The organism is Xanthomonas sp. LMC-A-07 (genome assembly GCF_030208825.1).
GTDB lineage: Bacteria > Pseudomonadota > Gammaproteobacteria > Xanthomonadales > Xanthomonadaceae > Xanthomonas > Xanthomonas campestris.
The window spans coordinates 311628-336590 of sequence record NZ_JARVTF010000011.1 but is presented as its reverse complement, the minus strand read 5'-3'; the positions used below and the strand labels follow the sequence as shown (position 1 = coordinate 336590).

At 66.1% G+C, this 24963-nt stretch carries 24 protein-coding genes; 13 read left to right on the top strand and 11 right to left on the bottom strand.

Features of this window, described 5'->3' with window-relative positions:
• Positions 1 to 36: 36 nt before the first annotated feature.
• The 5 genes from QRM89_RS12915 to QRM89_RS12895 all read right to left on the bottom strand — a co-directional run bounded on the left by QRM89_RS12915 (position 37) and on the right by QRM89_RS12895 (position 3718).
• A complete protein-coding gene (locus QRM89_RS12915; RefSeq protein ID WP_228418939.1) occupies positions 37 to 345 on the bottom strand; it encodes a DUF3861 domain-containing protein in 309 nt (102 codons plus the stop codon).
• Positions 346 to 437: 92 nt separating this feature from the next.
• Positions 438 to 1028: a M23 family metallopeptidase gene (locus tag QRM89_RS12910; RefSeq protein WP_285448188.1), complete on the bottom strand. Its 591-nt coding sequence runs from the start codon at positions 1026 to 1028 to the stop codon at positions 438 to 440.
• Between the two features lie 142 nt (positions 1029 to 1170).
• Entirely contained in the window at positions 1171 to 1593 is a 423-nt protein-coding gene (locus QRM89_RS12905) for an HU family DNA-binding protein (protein WP_103700764.1), read from the bottom strand.
• 540 nt (positions 1594 to 2133) lie between these two features.
• Positions 2134 to 2994: a pyrroline-5-carboxylate reductase gene (gene proC / locus QRM89_RS12900; protein ID WP_285448187.1), complete on the bottom strand. Its 861-nt coding sequence runs from the start codon at positions 2992 to 2994 to the stop codon at positions 2134 to 2136.
• Between the two features lie 40 nt (positions 2995 to 3034).
• Positions 3035 to 3718: a YggS family pyridoxal phosphate-dependent enzyme gene (locus QRM89_RS12895; RefSeq protein WP_285448186.1), complete on the bottom strand. Its 684-nt coding sequence runs from the start codon at positions 3716 to 3718 to the stop codon at positions 3035 to 3037.
• 286 nt (positions 3719 to 4004) lie between these two features.
• Here QRM89_RS12895 and QRM89_RS12890 point away from each other — a divergent pair, with 286 nt between their 5' ends.
• The 3 genes from QRM89_RS12890 to QRM89_RS12880 all read left to right on the top strand — a co-directional run bounded on the left by QRM89_RS12890 (position 4005) and on the right by QRM89_RS12880 (position 7239).
• Positions 4005 to 5042 (top strand): type IV pilus twitching motility protein PilT, encoded by a 1038-nt coding sequence (locus QRM89_RS12890; RefSeq protein WP_003489919.1) that lies wholly within the window; start codon positions 4005 to 4007, stop codon positions 5040 to 5042.
• A 112-nt stretch (positions 5043 to 5154) separates the two neighbouring features.
• Positions 5155 to 6285, top strand: coding sequence for a PilT/PilU family type 4a pilus ATPase (locus QRM89_RS12885; RefSeq protein ID WP_005990431.1), 1131 nt, complete (start codon positions 5155 to 5157; stop codon positions 6283 to 6285).
• A gap of 279 nt (positions 6286 to 6564) precedes the next feature.
• A complete protein-coding gene (locus QRM89_RS12880; protein WP_014508435.1) occupies positions 6565 to 7239 on the top strand; it encodes a YitT family protein in 675 nt (224 codons plus the stop codon).
• 13 nt (positions 7240 to 7252) lie between these two features.
• On the opposite strand, the gene QRM89_RS12875 is transcribed toward QRM89_RS12880, so the two are convergent.
• The 4 genes from QRM89_RS12875 to QRM89_RS12860 all read right to left on the bottom strand — a co-directional run bounded on the left by QRM89_RS12875 (position 7253) and on the right by QRM89_RS12860 (position 12026).
• Entirely contained in the window at positions 7253 to 8152 is a 900-nt protein-coding gene (locus QRM89_RS12875; RefSeq protein ID WP_285448185.1) for a DUF72 domain-containing protein, read from the bottom strand.
• A 222-nt stretch (positions 8153 to 8374) separates the two neighbouring features.
• Positions 8375 to 9637, bottom strand: a complete 1263-nt coding sequence (locus tag QRM89_RS12870; protein ID WP_285448184.1) for a hypothetical protein — start codon at positions 9635 to 9637, stop codon at positions 8375 to 8377.
• Complete coding sequence (locus tag QRM89_RS12865; protein WP_285448183.1) at positions 9634 to 10173, bottom strand: DNA-3-methyladenine glycosylase I; 540 nt, start codon at positions 10171 to 10173, stop codon at positions 9634 to 9636. The genes QRM89_RS12870 and QRM89_RS12865 overlap by 4 nt, the downstream gene beginning before the upstream one ends.
• Positions 10170 to 12026, bottom strand: a complete 1857-nt coding sequence (locus QRM89_RS12860; protein WP_285448182.1) for a DUF4153 domain-containing protein — start codon at positions 12024 to 12026, stop codon at positions 10170 to 10172. The genes QRM89_RS12865 and QRM89_RS12860 overlap by 4 nt, the downstream gene beginning before the upstream one ends.
• A gap of 78 nt (positions 12027 to 12104) precedes the next feature.
• Here QRM89_RS12860 and QRM89_RS12855 point away from each other — a divergent pair, with 78 nt between their 5' ends.
• The 5 genes from QRM89_RS12855 (at position 12105) to QRM89_RS12835 (ending at position 15616) form a co-directional block, all read left to right on the top strand.
• The gene (locus QRM89_RS12855; protein WP_011037878.1) at positions 12105 to 12671 is read left to right on the top strand and encodes a YqgE/AlgH family protein; all 567 of its coding nucleotides are present in this window, start codon (positions 12105 to 12107) and stop codon (positions 12669 to 12671) included.
• Positions 12664 to 13131, top strand: coding sequence for a Holliday junction resolvase RuvX (gene ruvX / locus QRM89_RS12850; RefSeq protein ID WP_012437809.1), 468 nt, complete (start codon positions 12664 to 12666; stop codon positions 13129 to 13131). The genes QRM89_RS12855 and ruvX overlap by 8 nt, the downstream gene beginning before the upstream one ends.
• Positions 13132 to 13146: 15 nt before the next feature.
• Positions 13147 to 14094: an aspartate carbamoyltransferase catalytic subunit gene (locus QRM89_RS12845; protein WP_011037876.1), complete on the top strand. Its 948-nt coding sequence runs from the start codon at positions 13147 to 13149 to the stop codon at positions 14092 to 14094.
• Positions 14095 to 14426: 332 nt separating this feature from the next.
• Complete coding sequence (locus QRM89_RS12840) at positions 14427 to 14861, top strand: OsmC family protein (protein ID WP_019237459.1); 435 nt, start codon at positions 14427 to 14429, stop codon at positions 14859 to 14861.
• 152 nt (positions 14862 to 15013) lie between these two features.
• Complete coding sequence (locus QRM89_RS12835) at positions 15014 to 15616, top strand: glycine zipper 2TM domain-containing protein (protein ID WP_285448181.1); 603 nt, start codon at positions 15014 to 15016, stop codon at positions 15614 to 15616.
• A gap of 395 nt (positions 15617 to 16011) precedes the next feature.
• On the opposite strand, the gene QRM89_RS12830 is transcribed toward QRM89_RS12835, so the two are convergent.
• Together QRM89_RS12830 and QRM89_RS12825 are read right to left on the bottom strand one after the other, a co-directional pair.
• Positions 16012 to 16893 carry a PhzF family phenazine biosynthesis protein gene (locus tag QRM89_RS12830; protein ID WP_285448180.1) on the bottom strand — a complete coding sequence of 294 codons (882 nt, stop codon included), beginning with the start codon at positions 16891 to 16893 and terminating at the stop codon, positions 16012 to 16014.
• 31 nt (positions 16894 to 16924) lie between these two features.
• Complete coding sequence (locus QRM89_RS12825) at positions 16925 to 17803, bottom strand: PhzF family phenazine biosynthesis protein (protein ID WP_285448179.1); 879 nt, start codon at positions 17801 to 17803, stop codon at positions 16925 to 16927.
• 195 nt (positions 17804 to 17998) lie between these two features.
• On the opposite strand from QRM89_RS12825, the gene QRM89_RS12820 reads away from it, so the two are divergent.
• The 5 genes from QRM89_RS12820 (at position 17999) to QRM89_RS12800 (ending at position 24742) form a co-directional block, all read left to right on the top strand.
• Entirely contained in the window at positions 17999 to 20608 is a 2610-nt protein-coding gene (locus tag QRM89_RS12820; RefSeq protein WP_285448178.1) for a bifunctional aspartate kinase/diaminopimelate decarboxylase, read from the top strand.
• Positions 20592 to 21050: a hypothetical protein gene (locus QRM89_RS12815; RefSeq protein ID WP_042598134.1), complete on the top strand. Its 459-nt coding sequence runs from the start codon at positions 20592 to 20594 to the stop codon at positions 21048 to 21050. The genes QRM89_RS12820 and QRM89_RS12815 overlap by 17 nt, the downstream gene beginning before the upstream one ends.
• Positions 21047 to 22402: a UDP-N-acetyl-alpha-D-muramoyl-L-alanyl-L-glutamate epimerase gene (murL, locus tag QRM89_RS12810; RefSeq protein WP_042598135.1), complete on the top strand. Its 1356-nt coding sequence runs from the start codon at positions 21047 to 21049 to the stop codon at positions 22400 to 22402. The genes QRM89_RS12815 and murL overlap by 4 nt, the downstream gene beginning before the upstream one ends.
• Positions 22383 to 23789 carry a UDP-N-acetylmuramoyl-L-alanine--D-glutamate ligase gene (murD, locus tag QRM89_RS12805; RefSeq protein WP_285448177.1) on the top strand — a complete coding sequence of 469 codons (1407 nt, stop codon included), beginning with the start codon at positions 22383 to 22385 and terminating at the stop codon, positions 23787 to 23789. The genes murL and murD overlap by 20 nt, the downstream gene beginning before the upstream one ends.
• A gap of 152 nt (positions 23790 to 23941) precedes the next feature.
• Complete coding sequence (locus tag QRM89_RS12800; RefSeq protein WP_043877734.1) at positions 23942 to 24742, top strand: dienelactone hydrolase family protein; 801 nt, start codon at positions 23942 to 23944, stop codon at positions 24740 to 24742.
• The last annotated feature ends 221 nt before the right edge of the window (positions 24743 to 24963 follow it).

The window sequence follows — 24963 nt, the reverse complement described above, 5'->3', positions numbered from 1 at the left end:
ATCGGCGCAGTGTAGCGGCAGTTGGCACCGCGCGGATCAGCGCCCGGCAGCGGGATGCACGCGTTGCAGGCGGTCCAGCAATAGCTGCAATTTCGGCTGTAGCGCATCCAGGGCATTGCTGGGCCGCGCGCGTGGGCGCGCCGCCAGGTCCTCGAGCAATTGCGAACCGACGGTGAGCGCGGCGCACTCGTCACTGCTCAGGTCGCGGCGCAGGTGCAGCTCTTCGAACAGCCGCATCCAGTCGGCACGCGAACGCTGTTCGAATTCGATGGTGCAGCGGTCATGGCAGGGGCTGCCGTCGTTTTCGATGGGCGTGACCGTAATGCGGTAGCGTTTGCGGGACATGGAAGGTCGCGTCACTGTGGGGCTGGCTCCACCATAGGCGCGCACGCGCAGGGTCTCGATAGGCCGGGCCATGACGCAGTGTTCCAGTGCGCTCAGGGTGCCTGCTGTGGCGCGGGTTGCCGGAGCAGTGGCAGCGGATCGTACGCACCGTTGCGCCCATAGATCCCGTAATGCAGATGCGGCGGCGTACCGCGCGCGTTGCCGGTGGTGCCGACCATGCCCAGTGCAGTGCCGGGCTCGACCACATCGCCGACTGCTAACCCGGGTGCCCAGTCGTCCAGGTGCGCGTAGTAGTGCCGTTCCATCGCCGGGCCGAGCACCCACACCTGTTTGCCACCCAGCCCTGTGTCGCGAATGGAACTGACCACCCCACGGGTCGCGGCGACCACCGTTGTGCCGCGCGGCGCGAAGATATCCACACCGGCATGGCTGCGGTCGCGTCCGCGTGGGGCGCCGAAGGTGTCGGCAATCTGGCGACCACGCACACCGTCTACCGGGATGTGCAACTGCGTGGGTGCCGGCATCTGCGACAACTCCCAGCTGGTGCGCAGGCGTTCGGCCATCGGTGACAGCCAGGCCCAGCGCGCAGCAACACCCAGCGCGCACAGCATCACGATCGATACCAGCAGGTGGCGCACGCGTCTGGCTGGGCTGCGGGTGGGCTGTGGCGCGGTCACAGGCACTCTTGGTTGCGAACTCACCGCCAGGGTAGGGCAGCGGCGATGAGTGCGATGTGGTGTGCCTGTCAGGAGGCGAAGAAGACGTGGCAAACGCGCAAAAAAAGACGGCCCTAAGGCCGTCTCGATCAAACCGGATGCAGCGCGATTACAGCGCGGCGTCCTTCAGACGCTTCATCGCACGGACCTTCAGCTTGCAGGTCGCAGGCTTGGCAGCAAACACCTGCTCTTCCTTGGTGAACGGGTTGATGCCCTTGCGCTTCGGCTTGGCCGGCACGTTGACCGAGGTGATCTTCAGCATGCCCGGCAGGACGAACGAACCGACGCCCTTCTTGCTCAGCGACGCGTGCGCGGTGGCTTCCAGCGACGCCAGCACGGCGCGGACGTCCTTCGGAGCCAGCTGGGTGGTTTCGGCGATGTGCGCGACCAGGCCGGTCTTGCTCAGGGCTTCCTTGATCGGCTTCGGCGCAGCGGTCTTGCTAGCGGCCTTGGCCGGCTTTGCGGTCTTGGAGGCGGCGACCTTTTTCACTGCCTTCTTGGGGGCAGCCTTCTTAGCGGCGGTTTTTGCCATGAGTTATGTGTTCCGTATTCGTTGGTGGTGTTTGGGTCTGCCGACCCAGTCGGCAACGCGAAATGTAGGGCAACTGCCGCGCGCCGCCAATAGGGAATCGATGAAACAACACGAAAAGACCGACTTGGCACGGGCATTCGTTCACTGGACGCCAAAAAACACGAGAAAAAAGCGCTCTGGGTTCGCTTGGCGTGGGATGCTGCGCGCGCTCTGACGCACAGCAGCAGATCAAGGTGACGCGGCATGGATCGCGGATCCGCGCGATCTGGGCAGCTGCTGCGCAGGCGCATGTCGATCAATGCGTTCGCTTGGCGAGGCATGCCTCGACCCAGCCAGGGCGCCGTGGTCGAGCAAAGGGCGCATGCCAATGTGGCGAAGAATGGCGTGCGTGCTGCCTGCCAATCGATTGCAGGCGCCAAACGAAGCGCATTCGATGAAGCCGGGGCTCGCATCATTTCGCATTCGGACAGCGATGCGCCGAATGGCGCGTCTCCAGGCAAGCGAGCGATCCAGCCAGCGACGCCGCATCGCTCCCGCGGATCAGTCGTTGGCTGCCGACAAACTGCGGCCGCGTTCGGTCGCTGCGGCAATCGCGGTGGCGGTCAGCGCTTCGAAACCGCCGGCCTGGAATGCCTCGATCGCGGCCTGCGTGGTGCCGTTGGGGGAGGTCACGCGCCGCCGCAATACCTCCGGTGCTTCGCCGGATTCGGTCAGCATGCGCGCTGCGCCGAGCAGGGTGTGCAGCACCAGCGTGCGGGCGGTCTCGGCGGGCAGGCCTTGCGCGCGCGCCGCGGCCTCCATCGCTTCGGCCAGCAGAAAGACATAGGCCGGTCCGCTGCCGGACACCGCGGTGACCGCGTCCATCTGTGCCTCGTCGTGGAGCCAGACGGTGACGCCGGCGCTTTCCATCAGCCGGGTTGCCTGCGCGCGCTGCGCAGTGCTGACGCGTGCATTGGCATACAGGCCGGTCACACCGGCGCCGAGCAGGGCCGGCGTGTTGGGCATGGCGCGCACCACGGCGGCCGTGCCGCCGCACCAGCGCTCCAGTTGCGTTGCGGTGATGCCTGCGGCGATCGACAGCAGCAGCGGGTGATGTTGCTGCGCGAGATCGGCCAGCTGCGTGCACACGGTGGGCATGACCTGCGGCTTGACCGCCAGTACCCAGAGTGCGGCGCCCTCCACGGCGCTGCGCGCGTCGTCGAACACTTGCACGCCGAAGTCAGCGGACAGCGCCTGACGCAGTTCGGCGACCGGCTCGGCGACGCGGATGGCGCTGGCCGGCGCGCCCTGGCGCAGCAGCCCGGCGATCAGGCTGCGCGCCATGTTGCCGCCACCGATAAAGGCGACCACCGGAACATCGCCGTGCGCAGCCACAGCTGTGGAGGAGGAAGGCTGGGTCATTGCAGCACCATCAAGAAGGAGGAAGGAAACGGCCGATAGGTCAGGCGGCCGGTGGCGCGTTGCGCTGGCCAAATAGCGCCGTGCCCACGCGCACCATGGTGGCGCCGGCCGCAATGGCATCGGCGAAATCCGCGCTCATGCCCATCGACAAGGTATCTGCCTGCGAATACTGGCTGCGCAGTGTTGCGAACAAGGCCTGCATGCGTGCGAATGCCTGGTGCCGGCGCGTGACCTCGGGAAATGGCGCGGGAATCGCCATCAATCCGCGCAGCTGCAGTTGGGGGTGGGTGGCAATCTCTGCGGCCAGGGCGTCGATCGCCTCGGGCGCGCAGCCGTGCTTGCTGTCCTCGTCGTCGATATTGACCTGGATCAGCACATTCAAGGGTGCGCGGCCGTCCGGGCGATGCCGGGCCAGCAGTGCGATCAGCTTGGCGCGGTCCACGGTCTGCACCCAATCGAAACACTGGCTGGCCATGTCGGCCTTGTTGGATTGCAGGTGGCCGATCAGGTGCCACTCCAGCTGCAGCGCCTGAAGCTGCGCGATCTTGGTGGCCGCTTCCTGCACATAGTTCTCGCCGAAGGCCTGCTGGCCTTGCGCGGCTAACGCCGCCACGGCGTCGGCCGGCTGGGTCTTGGACACCGCCAGCAGGCGCGCGGGCGCGGCGTTGGGAGGGGTTGCCGCCTGGATGGCGGCCAGCGTCTGGTGCAACGAGGAAACGGGCACAGGTCAGCCAATGGGTAAACAAGGCGGCCATAGTGCCGCGCCCGTGCCTTTCCTTCCAGTTGTGCCGGTGCGCGCCGGGCGCGGCGGATCGTCCTTGCGACGAGTTGCGTGGATAAAGGCGCGCTGCGGCGCACGGTACCGCCGCCCCGGCCATCGGAAACGCCGGCCATCGGCATTCATGCTGGCGGGCTGAACCGACGCACGGCGCGCTTCCAGGGCGCTGCCAGAACGCTATACTGCCGGCCGGGGAGTATCTTCCAATCGCAGCCTAGGGGAAAAGCAGCGCATGGATATCGCTGAACTATTGGCGTTTTCTGTCAAGAACAAGGCATCGGACCTGCACCTGTCTGCAGGCTTGCCGCCGATGATCCGTGTCGATGGCGATGTCCGCCGCATCAATATTCCGGCCTTGGACCATAAGCAGGTGCACGCGCTGGTCTACGACATCATGTCGGACAAGCAGCGCCGCGATTACGAGGAATTCCTCGAGGTCGACTTCTCGTTCGAGATTCCGTCGCTGGCGCGTTTCCGCGTCAATGCGTTCAATCAGAACCGTGGCGCCGGTGCGGTGTTCCGTACCATTCCGTCCGAAGTGCTGACCCTGGAAGACCTGGGCTGCCCGCCGATCTTCCGCCAGTTGATCGACCAGCCGCAGGGTCTGATCCTGGTGACCGGCCCGACCGGGTCGGGCAAGTCGACCACGCTTGCCGGCATGATCGACTACATCAACAAGAACGAATACGGCCACATCCTCACCGTCGAGGATCCGATCGAATTCGTGCACACCTCGCAGAAGTGCCTGATCAACCAGCGCGAAGTGCACCGCGACACGCACGGCTTCAACGAGGCGCTGCGTTCGGCCCTGCGCGAAGACCCGGACATCATCCTGGTCGGCGAGTTGCGCGATCTGGAAACCATCCGCCTGGCACTGACCGCTGCGGAAACCGGCCATCTGGTGTTCGGCACCCTGCACACCAGCTCGGCGGCCAAGACCATCGACCGCATCATCGACGTGTTCCCGGCCGGCGAAAAGCCGATGGTGCGCTCGATGCTGTCCGAATCGCTGCGTGCGGTGATTTCGCAGGCATTGCTCAAGAAAGTGGGCGGCGGACGTACCGCAGCGTGGGAAATCATGGTCGGCACCCCGGCTATCCGCAACCTGATCCGCGAGGACAAGGTGGCGCAGATGTATTCCTCCATCCAGACCGGCCAGCAATACGGCATGCAGACGCTTGACCAGCATCTGCAGGACCTGGTCAAGCGTAGCCTGATCACGCGCAACCAGGCGCGCGAGTACGCCAAGGACAAGCGGATATTCGAGTAGCCGGGATTTGGGATTCGGGATTCGGGATTCGTTACGGCGGCTCCCGGGCCGGACCCCGTCCTTGCGAATCGCGAATCTCCACTCCCGAATCCCTGCTCCCGAGGAGCACGCCATGAGCACCATCGACTTCACCTCCTTCCTCAAGCTGATGGCGCACCAGAAGGCGTCGGATCTGTTCATCACCTCTGGCATGCCGCCGGCGATCAAGGTGCATGGCAAGATCAGCCCGATCACCCAGACGCCGCTGACCGCGCAGCAGAGTCGCGACCTGGTGTTGAACGTGATGACGCCCTCGCAGCGCGAGGAATTCGAAAAGACCCACGAGTGCAACTTCGCCATCGGCGTGTCCGGGGTGGGGCGGTTCCGTGTGAGTTGCTTCTATCAGCGCAACCAGGTGGGCATGGTGCTGCGGCGGATCGAGACGCGCATTCCCACCGTGGAAGAGCTGAGCCTGCCGCCGGTGATCAAGACGCTGGCGATGACCAAGCGCGGCATCATCATCTTTGTCGGCGCTACCGGCACCGGCAAGTCGACCTCGCTGGCGGCGATGATCGGCTACCGCAACCAGAATTCCACCGGGCACATCATCACCATCGAAGACCCGATCGAATTCGTGCACAAGCACGAGGGTTGCATCATCACCCAGCGCGAAGTCGGCATCGATACCGATAGCTGGGAAAACGCGCTGAAAAACACCCTGCGCCAGGCGCCGGATGTGATCATGATCGGCGAAGTGCGCACCCGCGAAGGCATGGACCATGCCATCGCCTTCGCCGAAACCGGCCACTTGGTGCTGTGCACGTTGCACGCCAACAACGCCAACCAGGCGATGGACCGCATCATCAACTTCTTCCCGGAAGATCGCCGCAACCAGCTGCTGATGGACCTGTCGCTCAACCTCAAGGGTGTGGTGGCGCAGCAGTTGATCCCGACCCCGGATGGCCGCGGCCGCCGCGTGGCGATGGAGATCATGCTGGGCACGCCGCTGGTGCAGGACTACATCCGCGACGGCGAGATCCACAAGCTCAAGGAGATCATGAAGGAGTCCACCAACCTGGGCATGCGCACCTTCGATCAGAGCCTGTTCGAGCTGTACCAGGCGGGCGAGATCAGCTACGAAGACGCACTGCGCTACGCCGACTCGCAGAACGAGGTGCGCCTGCGCATCAAGCTCTCGCAAGGCGGCGATGCGAAGACGCTGTCGCAGGGGCTGGATGGCGTGGAGATTGCCGAGGTTCGGTGAGGCGCACGGCCGCGCTCCATGATGCGGTGGCGGTGCGACCAGCGTTCCGTGCACCAACGACGCGCTGCGGTCAGTCTGGGCGCGTCGTGCTTCGCAGCCAACGCCAGCGATTGCGTGCAGTGCGGCGCCGAGCCAGTGCAGCCGTGCGTCCAGCAGCTATGCACGACTGACGTTTCAGATGTAACCAGGGTGGCCGATAGTGTCTAATATCCGCACCCCACCGCAGTTCCCAGACCCGTGAGCCTTCCAGATTCCGATCTCCGTCCGGAGCAAGAGCCGTTGCCCGACGATGGCGCCGTGTTCACCTCCGGCCCGCTGACGCCGCCGCCGGATTCGGCCGGTACCAGTGCCGATGACCACGCCTATCACCACTCGGTGGCCGAAGATGCGCAAGGCATGGTGCTGGCCACGTTGGTGGCCTCTCTGGGGCTGGCGATCTTTGCCAAGGGCGGCCTGATGATCGGTGGCATGGCCGGGGTGGCGTTCCTGCTGCACTACGCGCTGCACTGGAATTTCGGCCTGGTCTTCGTGCTGGTCAACCTGCCGTTCTATTGGCTGAGCGTGCGCCGCATGGGCTGGGAATTCACCCTGAAGACCTTCGCTGCGGTTGGCGCGTGCGGGGCCTTGACCGACCTGCTGCCGCGCTGGGCCGACTACGCGCACATGAGTACGTTGTTTGCGGCGGTGGTGGGCGGCGCGCTGGCCGGGCTGGGCATTTTGTTCTTCATTCGCCACCGCGGCAGCCTCGGCGGCATCGGCATCCTGGCGGTGTATCTGCAGCGCGAGCGCGGCTGGAGTGCGGGCAAGGTGCAGATGAGTTTCGATGCGATGCTGATGCTGGTCGCGTTCTTCGTGCTGACGCCGGACAAAGTGCTGTATTCGGCCATTGGCGCGCTGATGCTGAGCCTGGTGCTGATGTTCAACCACCGGCCGCACCGCTACATGGGCGTGTGAGCGCGTAGCGGACTTACACGACCTCCTCGCGCGCCGGGCAGTCGGTGGGCAGGTCCAAACGCTGCATCAGGCCGCGCGCATCGAACGGTGCGTGCACCTTCATGTCGTTGTCGAAGTAGCAGTACACGTCGCGCCGTGCGCGCTTGCTGGCGCGCGGCCCGACACGCTGGGCATCGGAGGGCTCACCGCCTGCGGCCCAGGCCGCAATCCGCGCGCCCCAGCGGTCCAGGGCGTGGTCGCTATAGCCGCTGGCATACAGCTGCGCGTCGCCATGCAGCCGCAGATAGACAAAGTCGGCAGTGACATCCTCCAGGTACGGGAACTTGCCCGCAGTGTCGGCCACCACCACGCCCACCTTGTGCTTGCGCAGCAGTTTCATGCAGGACGGATCGCAGAAGCTGGGGTGGCGCATTTCCAGCGCATGCCGTAGCGGGCGCTTGCGATCGACGCTCAAGGCCGTACGCCCATGCATCAAGGTGGTGTCGCGTTTGCGCGCCAGGGCGAGCGCTGCCTCGGTATCGCGCGGCAGGGCGGAGAGAAATGCATCCAACAACGCGTCATCGAAGCGCAGGGTTGGCGGCAATTGCCACAGGATCGGCCCCAGCTTCGGGCCCAGCCGCAGCACGCCGGATGCAAAGAAGTTGGCTAGCGCCTGTTCGCAATCGCGCAGCCGCTTCATATGCGTGACAAACCGCGGGCCTTTGACTGCGAAGACGAAGTCGTCCGGCGTCTCGTCATGCCAGCTCTGGTAGCTCTCCGGGCGTTGCAGCGAATAGAACGAGCCGTTGATTTCCACGCTGGGAAAACAGCGCCCGGCATAGGCCAACTCGCGCCGCTGGGCCAGCCCGGTCGGGTAGAACGTGCCGCGCCAGCGTGCATAACGCCAGCCCGAAATGCCGATGCGGATGCTCATGTGCCGACCATGCCGCGGCGGGTGTGCAGTAGTCGTGGATGCTGTGGCAAGGCCGCGTCATCTGGTGCGCCGGTGCGTGCGAGTGGATAAGCGGGGCGGCATTCTCGAAACGATCGCGCCGCGCGAGGCGGGCGCAGCCGGTGCGTGGAGTGGGCATGGAGCGCGCACCCAGCACCCGACTGTGGTGCCATCACTGTCTGGCTGGCGGCTCGCTACGTGCGGTCAGTCTTGCGAGGCATCCACAGGCGCTGCCGTGATCAATGCAATGCCGCTGCGCGTGCGCTTTGACAGTAGCGGCAGGTTCGCAACCTGGTTGCCGGGCGCCTCGTAGAGCCACAGCACGCAGCACGCGGTATTGGCGCTTTGAAAGCTGCTGCGGAACGCCACCACGCTGGCGCTGTAGCACTCGCTGCCGTGGCGCACGCGAAGATTGGCGACAAAGTCGAACGTGTAATGCCCGGCGTCATGCCATGGCCATTGCGCCTCCAGCTCGGGGTCGCTGCTTTCGGCGGGCATCGGGCAGCGTGTCTCCGGATCAGGCGAACGCTGCCGGCCTTGCGCATCCAGGCGCAGGTGCTGTAACTGGGCGTCTACCGCGGCACGCATCGCCGGGTGTTGCGCCAGCCAGTCGTCCGCTTGGCGTTCCTCGGGCAAGCGCTCGGCAGCATCCTTTCGCGGCGGCGCCAGCGTGTGCTGGTAGCGATAGCGGATCTGCAGTGCCTGGGTCGGGCGGCGTTCGGCGGGCAGCGGCGACAACGGGCGCGAGAGAGTCAGCGTGTCCTGGAAATAGTCGCCGTCGCGGTAGGCCGCGTAGCTGCGTCCGTCGATGCGTAGCCAGTACAGCGCCTGGTCGCCGCCGCGGCCGTTGATGCTGAATCCAGCGTCCGCTTCTCTATCCGCTGGAGTACCTGTGGGCGTGGCGGTGGCTGCGCGGAAGCCATCGGTATGGCCTTGCAGCACCGTGATCTGCGTAAACAAACCAGTGCCGCCGACATAGGCGTCATCCAGTAGGTCGCGTTGGCCGTCCTCGTCCAGGTCGATCAGGGTGTAGTGGTGGCTGCGGTTCTCGGAGATATCGTCCGCTTCGCTGGTGGTGTGCGCGCGGTAGGCCTGCAGCGCGTGCCACTCGGCATCGGTGAGGCCGGCCGGCTGCGTGGGCGGCACCGCCTCGGATGGGTCTTCCTCCGGATCCGGGCTTGCGATGTCGAAGCTTTGGCCACGGGTATCGGCATGGCGCTTCATCACCGTGTCGATCGGCGTGGGGTCGCTGGCCGGCACGGCGGCGATGTCGCGGCGCAACTGGTCCAGCACCTGCGTCAGCGAAAGCCTAGGCATCTTGTGCGCGTCTGCCTGCGGCACTGCCGCGGCGGAGGCAATCAGCAACCCAGCAATGCCCAGCAAGCGCCGCATGCGAAATGTGCGATGCGGTGTGGTCGCGGCACTGAGTACAGGCGCCTCGCACGCGGCACGCAGGGTGTCGCTCACGCGCTGCGCATCCACGGCGGCGATAGTGCCTGAATATCCGCAAATACCGGGCAGTCGGCATGGTGCGCGCCGCGCAGGTAGCCCAGGCTCATCAGGAATTCTCCGGTGATTTCGCCACCAGTGAAACGGAAGGTCTTCTTGAACACTTTCACCCAGGCCGGCTTGTCGAGGGGATGTTGTGCATCCAGCCAGTTGGCAAAGCTGCCGTGCGTTGCGCGCAGGCGCTGGATCACCTGCGCGTTGTGGATGGCAGCCAGCACCTTCAGGCGATTGCGAATGATGCAGGCATCCTGCATCAGCCTGGCAATCTCCGCCTCGCCGTACGCGGCCACGGTGTCCACGTCGAACCCGTCATAGGCACGCTGGAAGCTGCCGCGCTTGCGCAGGATGGTTTCCCAACTCAGGCCGGCCTGGTTGATCTCCAGCACCAGGCGTTCGAACAGTTCGCGTTCGTCGCGCTGGGGGAAGCCGTATTCGTGGTCGTGATAGTGGCCGTGCACCGGGTGGCCGGGCGCAATGCTGCAATAACCGCTCATGGGGTCTCCGTTGTCTTGCGTGCATTGGCGGATGAGTTGATGCCCATCGGTTTACCGCCGGGAAACAGCAGGTCCGGCCAACGGCGTGGCAGCGTGGCGAGTTTGCCTTGGCGCACGGCCTCACGCAGGGCTTCTTGTTGCTGGCTGCGCTGCGGGAAGCTGTTCAATGTGTCCACTCGATACCAGCCCTGCGCATCGCGGGTGTACAGCGTGCAGGTGACACCAAACTTCCCTGAAAGATCGCACAGCATCACCTCGTCCTGGCCGTCCTGATCCAGGTCGCGGCGGGTGATCACGCAGTCGGCATCGCGTTGCAGGCAGCTGTCGTTGTGCAAGCTGCCCTGCGCCAGGGCGCTCCACCAGGTTGGGTCCGGGCTGCTGCTGCCTGCGGCGAGCAGCAGGTGTGCCTGCAGCTCGGCCGCGTCATGCATGCGCGTGCGTCGCAGTGCGTCATCCGACTGCGGTTCCTGCCAACGTTGCGTCCGCCCTAGCAGCAGAGTGAGCTGCCGGCTGCGCTTGGCATCGTTGGCAAAGACGGGGGTGTCCCGCAGCGCTTGCACCGCGTGATAACCACGGCGGCCGTTGGCAAACCGCAGGAATTCCAGATCGTCCTGCAGCAGATCCGGGTTTGCAGTGCCGCCGCGCTGTGCCAACTGCTGCAGCTGGCTGGCCACCACAATCCGATACGGATCCAGCACAGGCGTATTGACCAATAGCAGCAGGGCGATGACCACCCACGACAGCATCTTGTTGCTGCGCGCCAGCGGCGCCAGCCACTGCCCCGGGCGTGGCCGCAGCACTGCAATGGCATATCCCACTGCATAGGCGCTGGCCACCGCGGCCAGCACCACGCCCCAGAAGCGTTCGCCGGTCCAGCCGTACTGGGCAATGCGCACGCCCACCGCGTAAAACGCCAGGCCTGCATACAGCGGCAGTGTGAGCAGCCCGGCCTCGACAACGCGCCGCAACCAGCCCGGATACGCTGGCGGCGTCGCGCCATCCTGATACACCGCATTGGTGAACAGCACCAGCCCGAACACCATGCACAGCAGGATCGCCGCCGCCGCGCGGGTCTGCCACAGCGGCTGCAGGCCGGTCAGCGGCAGGGTGAGGATGAACAGCAGCGCGATACTGGCCAGCAAGGGCACCAGGCCGGTGCACAGGGCGAACACGATCTGCCGCATCACCTGCACCGCACGCTGGCGGGTGCGCCCGATCAGGATGCCCAGGCCGGCCATCGTGCCGGTGGCCAGGTAGATGAAGGCATCCTCGCGAAACAGCGTGCGGAAGAGATCGATCTTCACCAATGCGAACAACTCGGCCCATAACGTCAGCACGCCCCAGCACACGCCGACGAACACCAGTGCCAACGCAAGCGTGAGCGTGTTCTGCCAGGCGTGTTCGAACAGCGCGTGATAGCTGGCACGCCAGCTGCCATGGTGCTGACGGAACTGCAGCCAGGGCAGGGCGATCAACAGCGCGGCCGCCACGCTCAGGCCGAACGGGGTCAGCACCTTGTTGCTTTCCAGGCCGGGTGCCCCGGTTGCGCTCCACGCCGCCCAGCCGGCAAGTGCGGCGAACACGGCCGCCACTACGGCCAACTGCTGCCACAGGCGACGGTCGTGCAGGGTCTGCACGCTCAACAGCAGCATGCTGGGAACGGTGAGTATCAGGGTGTACCAGCACACGCGCCCACCCAGCGCAGCGAACGGCGCCACGCCGTGGTCTGCGCCCCATTCGGCCAGATACAGCAGGCCGCCTTGCAGCAGGGCCACCAGCACAATGAACGCGCGGGTCTGGCGGGGCAGGGGCAGATCGTCGGAGGCGGGGTGCAGCGCAGATGTGGGCAGCATCGGCAGTCCATGGCTGAGGCAAGCGGCCAGTATGGCAGCGCCCCAGCGCGGTTCGAAACGAACCGCTAGAATGGCCGCATGTCTGTTTTGCCCACGCCTCTGGCCAACCAACTGCTGATTGCGCTTCCGGCGCTGTCCGACCCCACCTTTTCGCGCAGCGTCGCGCTGATCTGTCAGCACGACGAGAACGGCGCCATGGGTGTGCTGGTCAACCGCCCGTCCGAGTACACCCTGGGCGAAGTGCTGTCGCAGATGGGGATCGACACCAGCGACGAGCGCCTGCGTGAGCAACCGGTGCTCAGCGGCGGGCCGGTGCACCCGGAACGTGGTTTCGTCATTCACGACGACGCGCGCGCATGGGATTCCAGCCTGGAAGTGGGCCAGGGCGTCTACCTGACCACCTCGCGCGACATCCTCGAGGCCATGGCCGCCGGCGACGGCCCGCGCAATGCACTGGTGGCGCTGGGCTGCGCGGGCTGGGGCGCCGGGCAGCTGGAATTCGAGCTCGGCGAAAACAGCTGGCTCACCGCGCCCTCGGACGCCAACGTGCTGTTCGATACCGCGCTGGAAGACCGCTGGCAGACCGCCGCCGGCCGCATCGGCGTGGACCTGTTCCGGCTCACGGATTACTCCGGGCATGCCTGAGGCGGGCGCGATCCGCCCCGACGCGACGGTGCTGGGTTTCGACGTGGGGTCGCGCCGGATCGGCGTGGCCGTGGGAACCGCGCTTGGCGCGGGTGCCCGCGCCGTGGCCGTGATCAACGTGCATGCCAACGGGCCCGATTGGGTGGCGCTGGATCGTGTGCACAAGGAATGGCGCCCCGCCGGCCTGGTGGTCGGCGACCCGCTCACCCTGGACGACAAGGACCAGCCCGCACGCAAGCGCGCGCACGCCTTCGCACGCGAACTGCGCGAGCGCTATGCGCTGCCGGTGGTGCTGATCGATGAGCGCTCCAGCTCGGTTGAGGCTGCGCAGCGCTTTGCGCGCGAGCGCGCCGATGGGCGCAAGCGCCGCCGCGATGCCGACGCGCTGGACGCGATGGCCGCGGCGGTGATCGTCGAGCGCTGGTTGTCGGCGCCCGAGCAAGCCACTCTTCTTCCCTGATTCTCCCGACCTGCGATGACCACCATGCAACTCGATTCGGACGGACGCCTGCGCCACCTGCTCACCCTGGAAGGACTGCCGCGCGCCACCTTGCTGCAGCTGCTCGATCGCGCCGGCCAGATCCGCGATGCGGCGGTGGGGCGCGTGGGCAAGCGCAGCGTGCTCGCGGGCACCGCGGTGTGCACGCTGTTCTTCGAACCCTCCACGCGCACCCGCAGTTCGTTCCACCTGGCCGCGCAGCGGCTGGGCGCAGACGTGCTCAATTTCGACGCGTCCACCTCGTCCACCCGCAAGGGCGAAACTGCACGCGATACCTTGAAGAATCTCGAGGCGATGGGCGTGCGCGGCTTCGTGGTGCGTCATCCCGAAGACGGCGCGGTGGAGCGACTGGCCGAAGCTGCCGGCGAGGGTACCGCGCTGATCAATGCCGGCGATGGGCGCAGTGCGCATCCCACCCAAGGCCTGCTGGACATGCTCACCCTGCGTCAGGCCAAGGGCACGGATTTTTCCAAGCTCAAGGTGGTGATCGTCGGTGACGTGAAGCACTCGCGCGTAGCGCGCTCGGACCTGCACGCCTTGCGCACGCTGGGTGCCGGCGAGATCCGCGTGTGCGGCCCGGCCAGCCTGCTGCCCGACGACGACATGCTGGACGGCTGCGTGGTCGGCGAGGACTTCGACGCGATGCTGGAAGGCGCCGATGCACTGATGATGCTGCGCCTGCAGCGCGAGCGCATGGAAGAAGGCCTGGTGCCATCGCTGGAGCAGTACCACGCCGACTACGGCCTGACCCGCGAGCGCCTGGCACGTGCGGGACGCGACGCGGCAGTGCTGCATCCGGGCCCGATCAATCGCGGCGTGGAGATCACCGATGAGGTGGCCGATGGCGCGCAGTCCTGCGTGCTGCGCCAGGTGGCCAACGGCGTGGCCGTACGCATGGCGGTCCTGGAAACCCTGCTGGGCTGATGGCCCGCATACGCCGCTGTGATCGCGTAACAGCGCGATCGTAGTGAATGCAAAAGACTGCCTTCGCACGGGCGTCGCGACAATCATCGCGACGCCCGTTTTTGTTTCGTACTTGGCCGCGTCCGCGCCAAACAAGCGCGCAGCATGGCCAAGCCCTACATCCGAACAAACCCCATTCGTCTAGCGTGAAAATACCCACGCAACGACGCACGCTCTTACGATTCCCAATTCCCAATTCCCAATTCCCAATTCCCAATTCCCAATTCCACCTCTCAACGCCATAACACCCGCTCGCCTAAGGTAACGGTTCCTTTCAATCGCAGGAGACCGCAATGGGCATTTCGCGTCACGCCACCGCACACTGGGAAGGCGACCTCAAGACCGGCAAGGGCCAGCTCAGCACTCCGCAGAGCGGGTTGATGGAGAACACCCGGTATGCCTTCAGCAGCCGCTTCGGCGACGAAAAGGGCACCAACCCCGAAGAGTTGATCGCTGCCGCGCATGCAGGCTGCTTCACCATGGCGCTGTCCGCGCAGTTGACCGAAGCCGGCTTTCCGCCCACCTCGCTAGACACCCGCGCCGATGTCGATCTGTCGATGGAAGGCGGCCCGCAGCTGTCGCAGATCCGCTTGAAGCTCAAGGCCGTGGTGCCGGGCATTGATGAAGCCAAGTTCCGCGAGCTGGCCGACACCGCCAAGAAGAATTGCCCGGTGTCCAAGGCACTGAGCGCTGTGCCGATCAGCCTGGAAACCGAGTTTTCCAGCTGACCGCGGCGCTGGCTGCGTACATCGGCGCAAGGCGTCGATGTACGCAGCTGGCGGCTTGCTGAATAGGGCTTTGCGCAGGCCGTTCGGTTCAGGGCGGTTTCACCGCAGCAAGCCGAGGATCGGCAGCGTGTCCTCCCTGTGAAGCTGCCGCAATGAAAACTCTTCTGCTTGGTGCGCTGGTGATCGGTCTGGCTGTTGCGGGCAACGCGACGGCGCAGCGGTACGACAATGGCTACCGCGACAATGGCCGCGGCGGCTACGAGGATGGGCGCTACGAATACGCCCGCGTGGTGCGCGTGGATCCGATCATCGTCTCGGACGCGTACACCGAGCGCACCAGCGAGCGCTGCTACAACCGGCCGTCCGACGGGTACTACACCAGCAACGACGGCTACTACCGCAACGACGGTGGTTATGGCGGGGCCAATCCCTCCAATCGTGGGGTTGCCAGCGTGATCGGCGGCATCGCCGGTGCGGTGCTGGGCAGCCAGGTCGGTGGCGGCAATGGCCGTCTGGTCGGCACTGCAGTCGGCACCATGGCCGGCGTCGCTGCAGGCCGTTCGATCTACGAAGCCAATCACCGCTCTTACCAGGGCAATGTCAGCGTCTGCGAGCCGGTGTCCTACCGCCGTGAGCGCGACCGTGTCGACGGCTATGACGTGACCTACGAATACGGCGGCCGGATGTATCACACCCGCAGCGACTACAACCCCGGTGACCGCATCCGCGTGCGCGTGGATGTGCGCCCCGACTGAGTGTCGATGGTGGGCGCTGCATCCGGAGTGCGGATGCAGCGGCGGGTGCATGGCGCGTGCGGGTGGTGCAGATGTTTTTTGGAGTGGTGCCTAGAACAACATCAGGCTGTGTAGGAGCGCGCTTGCGCGCGATGAGGCATTCCCGATAACGCCCTCGCGCGCGAGCGCGCTCCTACGATGTGGTGGTTGCTGGTCCTGGGGTTTCGAATAGACAAAACGCTGCGGGAGACCGCAGCGTTTTTTCATCTCGCGCGCGTTGCGCGCCGGACGCGAAGGCTTCAGCGTCAGAGCTGCCGAACTATCCGGCCCTGGCGTTGCTTAGGTTCGATGTTCCAATGACCGATCACGGTCAGCTATCCCGTCTCTCGTGCCGGCGATGGGCAAGGGAAGTCCAATCACTCCCAATCCAGCGTGCCGCGAATGACCGTCTGCACCTGTCCACCCGACCAGACCTCGCCGTTGGCATCGATGCGCAACTCCAGCAGCGCGTCGAAGCCGATTTCGCGGCCCTGGCTGACCACGTAGCGGCCGTCGGTGCCGGGCAAGGCATCCTTGCTATCCAGCCAGGCCGCAAGCACGGCGTTGGCGGCGCCAGAGGCGGCGTCCTCGAAGCGGCGGCCATTGCCGACGAAGGCGCGCACCGCCAGATCGTAGGCGCCGGTTGCCGCTGCACGCGCGTAGGCGAACACGCCCATGCTGCCGGTGGATTCGGCCAAGGCCGCAATCGCGTTCCAGTCCGGGTCCAGGCTGCGCAAGGCGGCTTCGCTGGCCAGTTCCACCACCCACCAGGTACGCCCGCCGTCCATCAGGGCTGGCGGCAAGGCGCCCAGCGGCCAGCCGCGCAGGCTGTCGCTCAGGCGTGGGTCGTCGGCCTGCACCTGTTCGGTGACGCGCGCGCGCGGCGTGCGGATGGCGATGCTGCGGTGGCCGGCGATCTGCTCCACGCGCAGCGGCAATTGCCCGGCGATGCCGTCCTGCACCAGCACGCCGTCGCGCGGCGCGGCCAGGCCGGCGTCGAGCACTGCATGCGCGGTGCCGACACTGGGGTGGCCGGCGAACGGCACCTCTTTTTGCGGCGAAAACATGCGCAGGCGATAACTGCTGGCGTCATCGGGGGCCGGAAACACGAAGGTGGTTTCCGGCAACTTGGTCCAGCGCGCAATGGCCTGCATCGCGGCATCGTCCAGGCCATCGGCGTCGAGCACCACCGCCAACGGGTTGCCGCTGCCGGGGCGGGCCGAGAACACATCCAGTTGCAGGAATCGACGCGTGGTCATGGGAGCGGGTCCGCGAGCAGGGCGCGGCAGCTTACCAAGCGATGCGGCCTTCGATCACTTGCTGCGTCGCGCCGCCGATCCATACATCGCCGGCGGCGTCGACTTCCACCTCCACGCGGCCATCGCGGCCGACCTCGCGGCCCTGACTGGCGACGTAGCGGCCCTGCCTGCCCGGCAGCCGATCCTCGGCCAGCAGACGCGCGGCGATGCAGGCATTGGCGCTGCCGGTGACCGGGTCTTCCGGAATGCCGTCGCCCGGGCAGAACGCACGTACCACCAGATCTTCCGCATCGCTGGCTGCGGCGGCATAGATGGCCAGCCCGACCGCCCCGCTGGCGGCGGTGAGTGCGGCGATGGCGGCCAGGTCGGGCACGGCCGTCCGCACCGCGGCCTCGTCGGCCAGCTCCAGCAACCACCAGCTGGGCCCGTTGTTCCACAGGGCAGGCGCCTGCGCGCTCATGGCGAACGTCCGGGTGACCTGCGCCAGCGCAGCGGCGTGTTGCGTGCCGGTGTCACCGCACTGCGCGCGCGGCGCGCGCAGACGCACCAGCACCACGTCGTGACGGTCGAACACATCCACCGGCAGCACGCCGGCGGCGCATTGCTGGTACAGCCGGTTGTCCTGGCGGTATCCCACCAGGCCGTGCGTCCTGGCAACCCAGGCAGCGCCCACGCTGGGGTGCCCGGCAAACGGCAGCTCCGCGCGCGGGGTGAAAATGCGGATGTGGTAATCCGCGCCCGGCGCGCTCACCGGCAGGAAAAACACCGTCTCCGACAGGTTCAGCCAGGCGGCAATCTGCTGCATCTGTTGCGCTGACAGTGCGCCGGCATCGACGACCACGCCCAGCGGGTTGCCAGCGCCAGGGCGGTTGGAGAAAACATCCAGTTGCAGGTAGCGAAATGTGCGCATCAGGGCGGCCGTTACGGTGAAAGGACAGTGCGCGCAGACAGCGATGGCTGCAGGCGCGCGGGGTGCATGGGCGCGATGGTGCCTGGCAGCGCGGCTGTGACGCGAGGAGGGGTCATGGCTGGGATATTGGCAGTAGAATCGGAGGTTCCGCCCGGCGTACCGGGCAACTCCCCCCATCCTAAACGCCCACATCTAATGTCAGCTTCCCTTTCTACCGATCGTTGGATCGTCCTCAAGTTCGGCGGCACCTCGGTGTCGCGTCGTCATCGCTGGGACACGATTGGAAAACTGGCAAGCAAACGGGCGAACGAGACCGGCGGCCGCGTGCTGGTGGTGGTGTCTGCGCTGTCGGGCGTCACCAACGAGCTCACTGCCATTGCCGATGGTGCTGCCGACAGCGCGCAGCGTGTGGCGGCACTGGAACTGCGGCATCGCGAATTCCTTGCCGAGCTCGAGCTCGATGCCGACGCAGTGCTAGGTGCGCGGCTTGCCGCGTTGCACGCATTGGTGGGTGATGCACGCGCTGCCAGCCGCACGCTCGACTGGCAGGCCGAGGTGCTGGGGCAGGGCGAATTGCTGTCTTCCACCATCGGTGCGGCTTACCTGCATGCCAATGGCCTGGACATGGGCTGGCTGGATGCGCGGGAGTGGTTGTCGGCGTTGCCGCCGCAGCCCAACCAGAGCGAGTGGTCCAAGCGCTTGTCGGTGTCGTGCCAGTGGCAATCCGATGCCGCATGGCGGGCGCGTTTCGATGCGCAGCCCACGCGGCTGCTGATCACGCAGGGCTTTATCTCGCGGCACGCCGATGGCGGCACCGCGATCCTGGGCCGTGGCGGCTCGGACACTTCGGCGGCGTATTTCGGTGCATTGCTCGGTGCCAGCCGGGTGGAAATCTGGACCGACGTGCCCGGCATGTTCAGCGCCAACCCGAAGGAAGTGCCGGACGCGCGTCTGCTGACCCGCCTGGACTATTACGAAGCGCAGGAAATCGCCACCACCGGCGCCAAGGTGCTGCATCCGCGCTCGATCAAGCCCTGCCGCGATTCCGGCGTGCCGATGGCGATCCTGGATACCGAACGTCCGGATCTGCCAGGCACCAGCATCGATGGCAGCGCCGAACCAGTACTCGGCGTCAAGGCGATCAGCCGCCGCAACGGCATCGTGCTGGTGTCGATGGAAGGCATCGGCATGTGGCAGCAGGTCGGCTTCCTGGCCGATGTGTTCACGCTGTTCAAGAAGCATGGCTTGTCGGTGGATCTGATCGGCTCGGCCGAAACCAATGTCACCGTGTCGCTGGATCCGTCTGAAAACCTGGTCAACACCGATGTGCTGGCGGCGTTGTCGGCAGACCTGTCGCAGATCTGCAAGGTCAAGATCATCGTGCCGTGCGCGGCGATTACACTGGTCGGGCGCGGCATGCGCTCGCTGCTGCACAAGCTCTCCGACGTGTGGGCCACGTTCGGGCAGGAGCGCGTGCACATGATTTCGCAGTCGTCCAACGACTTGAACCTGACCTTCGTCATCGACGAATCCGATGCCGACGGCCTGTTGCCGATTTTGCATGCGGAATTGATCGACAGTGGCGCCATGCCGGTCAGCGAAGGCGAGGTGTTTGGCCCACGCTGGCGCGAAATCATCGGTTCGGTGCGGCCGCGGCCCACGCCGTGGTGGCATGCCGAGCGCGCGCATCTGCTGACGCTGTCCAAGGCCGGCACGCCGCGTTACGTGTATCACCTGCCCACGGTGCGCGCACGTGCGCAGGCGCTAGCGCAGATTGCTGCAGTGGACCAGCGCTATTACGCGATCAAGGCCAATTCGCATCCGGCCATCCTGATGGCGCTGGAACAGGCTGGATTCGGCCTGGAATGCGTCTCGCATGGCGAATTGCGCCGCGTGTTCGACACGTTGCCGGAGCTGTCGCCGCGCCGCGTGTTGTTCACGCCGAGTTTCGCGCCGCGTAGCGAATACGAGGCCGCGTTTGCGCTGGGCGTGACCGTCACCGTGGACAACGTCGAAGCGCTCAAGCGCTGGCCGGAGTTGTTCCGCGGCCGCAACGTGTGGCTGCGCATCGACCTGGGCCACGGCGATGGCCACCACGAGAAGGTCAACACCGGTGGCAAGGCGTCCAAGTTCGGGCTGTCGTCGACGCGCGTGGATGAGTTCGTCGAATTGGCGCGCACGCTGGAAGTCACCATCACCGGCGTGCATGCGCATCTGGGCAGCGGCGTGGAGACCGGCGAACACTGGCGGATGATGTACGACGAACTGGCCGGCTTCGCGCGCCGCATCGGCACCGTGGAGACCATCGACATCGGCGGTGGGCTGCCGATTCCCTACAGCGCCGAAGACGAGCCGTTCGACCTGGAGCTGTGGGCCAAGGGGCTGGCCGAGGTCAAGGCCGTGCATCCGGGCTTCCGTCTGGCGATCGAGCCTGGCCGTTATCTGGTGGCCGAGGCCGGCGTGTTGTTGGCCCAGGCGACCCAGGTGATCGAAAAGGACGGCATCCATCGCGTTGGCCTGGATGCCGGCATGAACAGCCTGATCCGCCCGGCGCTGTACGACGCCTGGCACGACATCGAAAACCTCAGCCAGCTCGGTGCGCCTGCCGATGGCAGCTTCGATGTGGTGGGGCCGATCTGCGAATCCTCCGATGTGTTCGGCAAGCGTCGCCGCCTGCCTGCGGCCACCGCACCGGGCGATGTGATGCTGATCGCCGATGCCGGCGCGTATGGGTATTCCATGGCCAGCACCTACAACCAGCGGGAGTTGCCGCGCGAAGAGGTGATCGATGCGGCCACTGGCTGAGTTCATCGCGCTGAGCACGCTGGCCGGTGGTGTGTCGATGGTGGTGTCCACCGCCATCGACATGGCCGGCCAGGCGATGCCGTGGACCGATAGCCTGAAGTGGGCGCTGCCCGCGCTGGTCGCTGCCGGTGTGGGTGCATGGGGTGCGGCGCGCTGGCAGCGTTGGCGCCAGCATCGCGCGCCGGCGCAGCATGCCGGCGGCATGGCGTTGCGCACGCTGGTATTGAACGCACTCAGCTATCCGCCGCTGTTGTTGTTGTATCTGGTGGTCGCGTTGGCGGTCACTGGCAGCGCAGAAGTCATTGGCTCGGAGGCACTGCTGCTGGTGTTCCTCATTGGTTGCCTGCCACTGCTGTGGGCCGCTGTGCCGTTTTCCATCATCGAATATTTCCTGTGCCGGCGTTATCTGCGTCGCGCACGTGTGCCTGCAGGGTGTGTATGAGCGCTTTCGACAAACATCAGGTGTCCACGTTCCGCTTTGTCCGCTGCGCGCTGGATGCGCAGACCGGCGTGGCGACGCTGGTGTATGCCTTCGACCAGGGGCCGGAACTGGTGGAGACCGTGGCGGTGCCCGGTGCCCCGTTCGTGCTGGACGCCACGCGTGCGGCGGCCGTGCAACAGGCCTTGCGCCTGCTGCACCTGATCGCCGGTGTCAGCTACTACAAGGCGGCGGTGCCGCCGACTATCCAGATCGACGACTACGCCATCGATGCGAAGACCGCCGCACTGGTGGAAAGCGTTTATCTGCACGGCCTGGGCGAATTCGCCTACCGCAATGGCTTGAACCTGCACGGCAAGATCCACTTCCCGGTGACGGCGCCGGCGGCTGAGCAGGCACCGGCCGCAGGGCTGCGCGAGCATGCGCTGGTGGCCATCGGCGGCGGCAAGGATTCGCTGGTCAGTATTGAAGCGCTGCGGCAGGCCGGGGTGGATCAGACCGTCAGCTGGATCGGCGGTTCGCAATTGATCCGCGCCTGCGCCGAGCGGACCGGGCTACCGGTGCTCAACATCGGCCGCGTGCTGGCGCCGGAGTTGTTCGAGCTCAATCGTCAGGGTGCCTGGAACGGGCACATCCCGGTGACGGCGGTGAATTCGGCCATCCTGGTGTTGTCGGCGCTGCTCACCGGCGTGGACCAGGTGGTGTTTTCCAACGAGCGTTCGGCCAGCTACGGCAGCCAGATTCCTGGCACCGGCGAGGTCAATCACCAGTGGTCCAAGGGTTGGGCGTTCGAGAAAGCCTTTGGTGAGTACGTGCAGCAGCATGTTGCCGCCGACCTGCGTTATTACTCGCTGCTGCGGCCGCTCTCCGAGCTCGCGGTGGCACGCCAGTTCGCCAAGACCGATCATTACGACGCGCATTTTTCCAGCTGCAACCGCAATTTCCACATCATGGGCGAGCGGCCGGTGCATCGCTGGTGCGGGGTGTGCCCCAAATGCCATTTCGTGTTTCTCGCGTTGGCACCGTTCATGCCGAAGACGCGCCTGGTCAAGATCTTCGGGCGCAACCTGCTCGACGATGCCGCCCAGGCCGGCGGCTACGATGCGTTGCTCGAATTCCAGGACCACAAGCCGTTCGAATGCGTGGGCGAGGGGCGAGAGTCGCGTGCCGCGATGGCGGTGCTGGCCACCCGTGCGGAATGGAAGGAAGACGCACTGGTGAAGCGGTTTATCCGCGAGATCCAACCGCAGCTGGAGCAGGACGCACTGCAGTTGGAGCCCTTGATGGCCATCGATGGCGAGCACCGCGTTCCTTCGGCGCTGTGGGAGCGCGTGCGTGCGAATTTCGCAGCTTGAGGGCAAGGCGGTTGCGTTGTGGGGATGGGCGCGCGAAGGGCGCGCCGCCTATCGCGCGCTGCGCCAACAGCTGCCTGCGCAGCCGCTGACGGTCTTTTGTAATGCCGAAGAGGCACGCGACGTTGCCGCATTGGCAGACCCCGCGTTGCAGGTGCAGACCGAAGCGAGCGCACAGGCGCTGGCCGCGTTCGAGGTCGTGATCAAGTCACCGGGCATCAGCCCGTACCGTGAAGAAGCACGCGCCGCCGCCGCGCAGGGCACGCGCTTCATCGGCGGTACCGCGCTGTGGTTTGCCGAACACGCGCAGCCGGACGGCTACGTGCCGGGCGCGATCTGCGTGACCGGCACCAAGGGCAAGAGCACCACCACCGCGCTGCTGGCGCATCTGTTGCGCGCCGGCGGCCATCGCGCCGCGCTGGTCGGCAATATCGGCCAGCCGTTGCTGGAAGTGCTCTCCCCACAGCCGCCGCCTGCGTACTGGGCGATCGAGCTGTCCAGCTACCAGACCGGTGAGGTGGGGCGCAGTGGCGCACGTCCGGAGTTGGCGCTGGTGCTGAACCTGTTTCCCGAGCATCTGGACTGGCACGGCAGCGAAGCGGCGTATGTGCGCGACAAGCTGGCGCTGGTGACTGGCGGCCGCCCGCGCATCGCGCTGCTCAATGCCGCAGACCCGCATCTGGCGCAGCTGCAGCTGCCTGAGAGCGAGGTGCGCTGGTTCAATCATCCCGACGGCTGGCACCTGCGTGGCGATGTGGTTTATCGCGGCCAGCAGGCGATTTTCGATACCGCCAACGTGCCGCTGCCGGGGGAACACAACCGGCGCAACCTGTGCGCCGTGCTGGCGGCAGTGGAGGCCCTGGGCCTGGATGCGGCGGCATTGGCGACGGCGGCACTGACCTTTCGTCCGTTGCCCAACCGGCTGCAGTGGCTCGGCAGTGTGGACGGCATCGCATACGTCAACGATTCCATCAGCACCACACCGCATGCCTCGCTGGCAGCCTTGGCCTGCTTCGCACAGCAGCGCGTGGCGTTGCTGGTGGGTGGGCACGACCGTGGGCTGGACTGGCAGGACTTCGCCGCGCACATGGCGCAGCAGGCGCCGTTGGAAATCGTCACCATGGGCGCCAACGGCCCGCGCATCCATGCGTTGCTGGCACCACTGGCGCAGAGCGCTGGCTTTGGCCTGCATGCCGCCGACGACCTGGCGCATGCGATGCAGCTGGCACGCAGCGCACTCGGTGCACAGGGTGGGGTGGTGCTGCTGTCGCCCGGCGCGCCCAGCTTTGGCGTGTACAGCGATTACGTGGCGCGTGGCCGCCACTTTGCGCAGCTTGCGGGGTTCGATCCTGCGGCGATCAGTGCGATTCCCGGCCTGGGTGTGCAGTAGTTCCAAGCTGTCGATTGCGTTACGCGCAGCGGGTTGCAAGCCTGTGCTCTGTTTTGTCGTAATGGATGGCGGCCGGCCACGCGCCGCGCGCCGTCACCATCCAGGCACCACGCAAACGCCTAGACTCGCTGCACATCCCCGGGAGCATGTGCATGCAGACGCAATCGAAATGGAAACGCGCCGGTCTGGCCGGCCTGCTGGCGTTGATGGCCGGTCCGGCCATGGCGGCGATGCAGGCCAAGCCGCTGGAATGGACCATCGGCAAGGACAGCTTCAGCGGCGTGCTGGTGTACGACGATGCCGGCCCTGCCAAGCGCCCGGGCCTGGTGATGGTGCCCAACTGGCGCGGGGTCAACGACTCGGCGGTGACCAAGGCCAAGCAGCTGGCCGGCGACGACTACGTGGTGCTGGTGGCGGACGTCTACGGCAAGGGCATCCGGCCCAAGAACGACACCGAAGCAGGGGCGCAGGCCAAGACGCTGCGCGATGACCGGCCCACGCTGCAGGCGCGTGCCCTCAAGGCGGTGGATGTGCTCAAGGCGCAGGCCGGCAGCGCACCGCTGGATGCAGCACGCATCGGTGCGGTGGGTTTCTGTTTCGGCGGCACCACGGTGCTGGAACTGGTGCGCGCGGGCGCGCAGCTGGCCGGCGTGGTCAGCCTGCATGGCGGTATTTCCACACCCGCGCCGGCGGCCGCCAACTCCGCGAAGACGCCGGTGCTGGTGCTCAACGGCGCCGATGACAAGAGCGTGACCCAGGCCGACATCGCCGCGTTCGAAACCGAAATGAACGGCGCTGGCGCGGACTGGCAGTTTGTGAACTTCAGCGGAGCGGTGCATTGCTTCGCCGAAGCCGATGCCAACAGCCCGCCGGGCTGCCTGTACAACGCGCGTGCGGCCAAGCGTGCGTTCGGCATGCTGCACGGGTTCTTCGACGAACGTTTCGGTAAGTGAGGGGCGCGCCGGCGTGCGGCATGTCCTGCGCGCCAGCGTTTCCACTTGATCGGATGCAGCGGCCGTGTTTCAGCGCGTCACTGTCGGAACGCAGTGGCGCGTGTCGTTTGGATGAGCGTTGTCAGCTGTTGTGGCCTGCAGGACGGCCCTGCAGGGCGGTGCCGGACTGACAACCACAAGCGCTTTGCGGGACACTTTGCTCGGTGGCGGCGCCGGACACT